This is a genomic window from Synechococcus sp. R6-10 (genome assembly GCF_047461815.1).
Taxonomy (GTDB): Bacteria; Cyanobacteriota; Cyanobacteriia; order Thermostichales; family Thermostichaceae; genus Thermostichus.
In genome coordinates this window covers 1-5,340 of sequence record NZ_JANSHW010000268.1, presented here as the reverse complement: position 1 = coordinate 5,340, position 5,340 = coordinate 1, and the positions used below count along the sequence as shown (strand labels likewise).

Here is a 5,340-nt window from a genome sequence, read left to right as displayed (position 1 = left end):
GGAACTGTTGTTTCGGGAAGATGGGCCGGACTTTGGGGCCGCTTCCGATGGGGATGGGGATCGCAACCTGATCCTGGGCCGCCAATTTTACGTGACCCCCAGCGACAGCTTGGCAGTGCTGGCAGCCAATGCCCACCGGGTACCCGGCTACCGAGAAGGTCTGGCGGGAATTGCCCGCTCCATGCCCACCAGCCAGGCAGCGGATCGGGTGGCGGCCAAGCTGGGGATCCCTTGCTACGAGACCCCCACCGGCTGGAAATTCTTCGGCAACCTGCTGGATGCCGGCAAGGTCACCCTCTGCGGGGAAGAGAGCTTCGGCACCGGATCTCACCACATCCGGGAAAAAGACGGGCTCTGGGCCGTCCTGTTTTGGCTGAACATTTTGGCCGTTCGACGGCAGCCGGTGCGGCAGATCGTGGAAGAGCACTGGCGCACCTATGGGCGCAACGTCTACTCCCGTCACGACTACGAGGGACTGCCGGTGGAGGTGGCCGAGGCGCTGATGGCAGACTTGCGACGCTCCCTGCCCGGGTGGGTGGGCCAGCGCTTGGGATCCCAGCTGGTGGCCTACGCTGACGACTTCAGCTACACCGATCCCGTGGACGGCAGCACCACCAGCCACCAAGGGATCCGCATTGGCTTTGAGGATGGATCCCGCATCATCTACCGGCTTTCGGGAACCGGCACCCACGGAGCCACCCTGCGGGTGTACTTGGAGCGATTGGAGCTGGATCCCGCCCGGCATGGCCTGGATCCCCAAGTGGCCTTGGCCGAACAGATTCAACTGGCCGATCACCTTGCCCAGATTCGCGCCCGCACCGGTCGGCAGCAGCCAGACGTCATCACCTAACCCGCCGCAACAGTGGACAGGGAGCCTTCCCAGGGAAGCGGGGATCAGGGCCTGAGGCCATCCCAGCCGGTCGCGTCGGCGTCGCGGAGCAAAAAGGTGCCGATAGGAGAGGTGATGGGAGAGGTCAGTTGAAAATCTCCCCGCTCTTGGGTGAGGCCCACCGGGCGACTGGGGAAAGCCACCAGGATCCCTTCCAAGCGCAGTGACTCTGCCACCGGATCGTAGGCAAAGCGCAGCTCAAAATCCCGCAGGTCACGGCGAACTTCCACCCGGCGGATCCCTTCTTCCGTCAGGCCCAAGCGCAGCCGCCAGTGGTTTTGCCATCGCGTGCCGAGGGTGGCATCCAGCTCCAGACCATAGGTAGAGATCTGGCCCAACCGGGGATCGTAAACCGCCTGCAGGGCATAGCTGATCCCCGGCTCATACACATCCAGGCCAGAGCGTTGATCCCGGTTAAATGTGGTGCTGCTGCGTCCCCGATACTCCAGACGAACGGGTTGGAGCTGTCCCTGGTTCAGGTCGTAGGCCGTCTGCAACTGAATGTTGAACAGATCAGGGGCGGTGCTCCAGGTGAAGTTGGCGTTGAGGGTATCCCACTTCTGGGTGATGAAGTCGTAGCCAAGGCTGGTGTCCAGGCGCACCAGGTTTTTCACCTCTGCCTGCAGCTCCTGCAAGTTGCGGGAGGCAATCGCTGCCAAATCCTCCGGGGTATCGTCGGGGAAGGTCAGGGCTATCGGCAGCTCGCCGGGCAGGTCATCTTCAAAGGCAATGTAGCCTGGGGGGACATTGGGCAGAAGATCGCGGGGCGTAAAGAAGCTGATGTTGGCATTGATGCGATCCACATCTTTAGGGCTGGTGGAGAGGGTTTGGAAGGGCACAGAATTGTTGCCGTAGAAGGTGCGGCTGTAGCGCAGGTCGATGGTATTCCAGTCGGCAGGTCTGAGGCTGAGGCGAGGGTTGAGGCTGACAGTAGACTCCTGGTCGGGAGTGGAGTAGAGAACTTGGGTGTAATCGATAGAACCCGGCATGAAGGTGATCCAGGGAGCCGGTTGAATATCGTTGAACTGAAGGCTGGAGCGCAGCTCGTAGCGATTGAAAAAGTGGAGGCCCGCCCCCACCTCCTGATCCGGCTGTTGCTCTTGAGTTAGGGTGAGGGCGCTGCTGAGAGCAATATCGGGCGTGATGCGAACGAGGTCGGGGTTAAAGGCCAGCTCGAAGTTGCGACGCGGCTCGTTGTCGCCATTGGAACTGCTGTAGGCGCGGTAGGCCAGGCGATAGGTACCTCCCCAGCCGGGTGGGGTCAGTTGAGTGCCCAGCGTCAACCGCGCATCGGCAAAGTCGGGGCCATCTTTGACGCTCACCCGCTGGTTGTAGTCCAAGCGGAGATCCGATTGCAGCCAATGCACGCCCCCGTAGCGCTGAGTGTGGCTGAGGGTGAGGGGGAAGCTGTAGATGCCCCGCTCCTGGGATCCGGTGCGGCTGATGTTGAGGGTGGTGGTGGAGAGATCCCCCTGAAAGGTGGCGTTGAGGCGGAGATCGGCGTTGTCGTTGCGCCCGCCGGCAGGACGGTAGGTGTTGTCCAGGTTGAGGTTGAGCTGTCCCCGCAGTTGGCCTTCCTGCCCAAAGAGGTTGGCAGCGTAAAAGTCGAAGTTGTGGTCGATGCGGAAACGGCTGGAGAAGCGCTGTTGGTCGGCTTCGGTAACCAAGTAAAACTGGGCTCGCCCGTAGTTGACGCTGTCCGGGATGGGCAGGATGTAGTCGTGCAAGAAACCAATGCCCACCCCTTTTTTCTGGATGGCATCCAGCCGCAGGCCGCCGAAGTTGTATTCGTCGAAGCGGTAGGCCCAACTGGATTTGACAAACACCCCCTCTGTCTCGCTGCGCCCCGGCAGCACCCATTGGTGATCTCGCAGGCTGTAGATGAACAGGGGGAAATAGGCAATCTGCAGGCCCGCCCGCAGATCCCCTGCTTCTGTCAGCTCGCCGCCGGCAAACACGCGGGCGTCGTAGACGATCACCCGGTCATCGGGAAACACCTCCACCCGATCCCCTTGCACGTAGTGGGTGATGGGTGGCTCTGGCGAGGTGGTGACGGTGGCTTTCTCGAAAAAGATCTGATCCCCCAAAATGGCGGTGGTCTCTTGGCTGCGCACAAAAACCTTGGTGCCCGGCTCCTCCCCCGGCAGAATGACCAGCGAGCTCTCAAATTGGGCGGTGCGACCGGGGATATCCAGATCCAAATTTCGCCCTTCGATTTGCCGGATCCCCCGCCCTTGGGGGCCAGGGGGCTGCTCCATGCGAAAAGGGCCCTCGCTGCGCAGGCGTCGCTCCCGCCGATAAAACAGCAGCCGGTCGCCGGTGATGCGGGTGCCGTCAGCCAGTTGGATCAAGGCGTTCCCCTCGGCAATGCCCAGGTCTTGTTCGGCGATGTAGCTGAGCACATCCCCACTCACGTTGATTTGATCCGGGTCAAGGGGAATTTGCCGCTGCGCGGTGGCCGAGAGCTGCTGGCGGATTTGGGATCCCTGGCTAACGTTCCCTGTCGCCGAGACGGCATCTGCCCCGGTGCCCAGATCCCGCAAAAGGGGGAACTGCTCCAGCAGCTGAGGAGCCAGGGGTGAGCCAGCGGTGGGGATAAAGGCTTCCCTGCCCCTTTGAGTGGCCATGGGGGATCCCGTCAGCCCCGACCCAGAGGTGGCCTCTGCCAACAGGACACCGCCCAAATCCAAGCTCCCACCGGCTTGGGAGATCAGGGGAGGAATGGTCTTGGGGGAAGCTGGGATCCGATTTAACCTTGCCTCTGAACCGGCTCCACCTTGCAGTTGGGCCGTAGCCCGGTTTTCGCCATTGGATTCCGATCGCGTTAGCGGGACGGAGTCCTTGGTGGGGCGCAGCCAGGGTTGCTCTTCCACCTGCAGGGCTTCAGCCTGAGAAGTCATGGGCTGGGAAAGCCGAAGGGAGTTCAGGGTGGGAACTGCCGCGGTGGGCGTCGCCGGTGAAGCGGGCTGGGGAGCCGGTGTTGCTTGGGCTTGCTGCGCCTGTCGCCGAGCATGGGCTGCTGCCCCTTCGGCCAACAGCCGTTGTAGCCGCTGTCGGTTCAGTTCTTCTGGCGTGAGGGGCTTTTCAGGAGAGTTGGCAAGGGGAGGGGATCCAAAGTCTGAAACCGGGGCCGTAGGGGGTGGGGTTGCCGCAGTCAAGGCTGTAGCAGGCAGAGAAGATTGCGCCTCGGCCAAGGTGATGGGCTCCTCATCGGCGGCAGCCATCGGTTCTGGGCTGGAAGCCCGGCGGGCCGGTTGCAGGCGCTGAGCAAGTGTTTGCGCTGACCGAAAGCGCTGGTAGCCCTCCAGAGAGAACTCCGTCCCGCCGACGCCAACAGTGGGCAGGGGGTCCAACTGGGCGAAGACGGCCTCCCCCGTCCCCAACCACAGGGAGCCGCCCCAGCAAAGGGCCAACCACTTTGCCCAAGGGCTGAAGTCAGGGGGGAAGTTGCAGGATTTCACCGTAAAAACCGCCACAGTAAAGAGAAGCCCACCCCACCGAAAATCATATTCGGCAACCAGGCAGCCAGCCAGGGATCGATGTGCTCAACTCGACCCATCGCTCGTCCCAGGCTCATCAGTACATAGTAAATAAACACCAGAACAATCGCTAGCGCCACGCCGCCGTAGCGCCCCGTTTGCCGCACCGTTTGCAGGCCCAAGGGGGCAGCCACCAAGATGGCGAAAAAGCTGGCCAAAGGAATGGCGAACTTGAGGTGGTATTCCGTCAGGCAGCGAGCCACATCGGCAGAAGGACGTTGCTCCGCTCGATATCGCTGGCACTGCTCCCACAGCTCCCCCGCCCGTTGCTCTTGGGGCACCTTTTCCGCGTACACCAGGCCCACCAGTTTGTTGACGATGTTGAGCTGCATTTCTTCCACCTGGCCTTCATAGTAGGTGCGCCCCTGCTCGTCGTAACGGCGGATCACCACATCTCGCAGTTGCCACGATTGGCCCACCTGCTGCGCGGTTTGAGCGGAGATCACCTGCGGATAGCGCAAGTGGCCGGTCTCAGCTTTGCGATCCAGGATCAACAAATCCTGCATCAAGCCGGTCTTCGGGTCAATCGATCCGACATGAAACCAGAGATCATCATCCACCCGCACGATCTCTTCTGGATTAAACAAAAGAGCATCTTGAGCCAAGATGAGGTTCTTGTTCAGGATTTTCACCTTTTGGTTGGTTTCCGGCACAATGACTTCATTGGTCAACAGCGCCAAGCCGCTGATCAGCAGGCCAATACAGAGCACGGGGATAAACACTTTGCGATAGGGGATCCCAGCAGCACGCAGGGCGGTGATCTCGCTGTCGGCTCCCATTTTGCCCAGGGTGAGCAAGGTGGCAAAGAGGCCGGCAATGGGAAAGGTGACCACCAAAATGGCGGGCAAATTGAGGATGAGAATGTGCAAAATGGTCAGGGGAGGGGCGCCCTTTTTCACCAGCAGATCGGTG

Annotated in this window: 3 protein-coding genes; 1 reads left to right on the top strand and 2 read right to left on the bottom strand. The window is 61.3% G+C overall.

Annotation, left to right across the window (positions count from 1 at the left end; all coding sequences use genetic code 11):
• A partial coding sequence (locus tag NW837_RS08335; protein ID WP_414330591.1) for an alpha-D-glucose phosphate-specific phosphoglucomutase occupies positions 1 to 850 on the top strand: 850 nt, incomplete at its 5' end.
• Positions 851 to 894: 44 nt separating this feature from the next.
• Here the strand turns inward: NW837_RS08335 and NW837_RS08330 are convergent.
• Together NW837_RS08330 and NW837_RS08325 are read right to left on the bottom strand one after the other, a co-directional pair.
• Positions 895 to 4,365 carry a hypothetical protein gene (locus NW837_RS08330; RefSeq protein WP_414330588.1) on the bottom strand — a complete coding sequence of 1,157 codons (3,471 nt, stop codon included), beginning with the start codon at positions 4,363 to 4,365 and terminating at the stop codon, positions 895 to 897.
• Positions 4,347 to 5,340: LptF/LptG family permease (locus NW837_RS08325; RefSeq protein WP_414330586.1), on the bottom strand; the 994-nt coding region annotated here is incomplete at its 5' end. The genes NW837_RS08325 and NW837_RS08330, both read right to left, overlap by 19 nt.